The organism is Serratia sp. 506_PEND, assembly GCF_001076875.1.
Taxonomy (GTDB): Bacteria; Pseudomonadota; Gammaproteobacteria; order Enterobacterales; family Enterobacteriaceae; genus Serratia; species Serratia marcescens.
The window spans coordinates 1-489 of record NZ_JVEL01000250.1 but is presented as its reverse complement, the minus strand read 5'-3'; the positions used below and the strand labels follow the sequence as shown (position 1 = coordinate 489).

Below are 489 nucleotides of genomic sequence, written 5' to 3'. Positions count from 1 at the left end.
GCCGAGTACTCTATCCAGCTGAGCTACGGATGCAAATGGCGGTGAGGCGGGGATTCGAACCCCGGATGCAGCTTTTGACCGCATACTCCCTTAGCAGGGGAGCGCCTTCAGCCTCTCGGCCACCTCACCATACGCTTCTTTCGAATTGTGCCTAACTTGCTTTGGATAAGCTCATCGGCACTGCGTGGCGCACATATTACTTTCTCCGACTTTTAAGTCAAACAATTTTTCCCAACTCATGCGCGTTTGCACAATTCGCACCCAACATGGGCGATTTCACGGCAAAAAGGGCGTTTTATCAACAGGCAACCGCAACGTCTGCAGCAATAAAGCAGGAAACTCACCGGGAAAATAATCACGAAAAAGAAGAGGGAGAGCGAAGGAAGTGGTTAAAACGATGCAGTAGCGTCTCGTCAGGCAACGAGACGCTGCTTCGGAATCAGTAAGTCGTCTGCTGAGACTTCTCTGCCTGAATGCGCTGATAGATTT

1 protein-coding gene and 1 tRNA gene are annotated in these 489 nt (G+C 50.7%); both read right to left on the bottom strand.

Annotated features, from left to right (window positions below):
- Window positions 1-36: 36 nt before the first annotated feature.
- Window positions 37-129: transfer RNA gene (locus tag ADK28_RS06425), tRNA-Ser, on the bottom strand.
- Window positions 130-276: 147 nt separating this feature from the next.
- Window positions 277-489, bottom strand: a 213-nt coding sequence (locus ADK28_RS32695; protein ID WP_204375367.1) for a hypothetical protein, incomplete at its 5' end; no start/stop codon positions are given.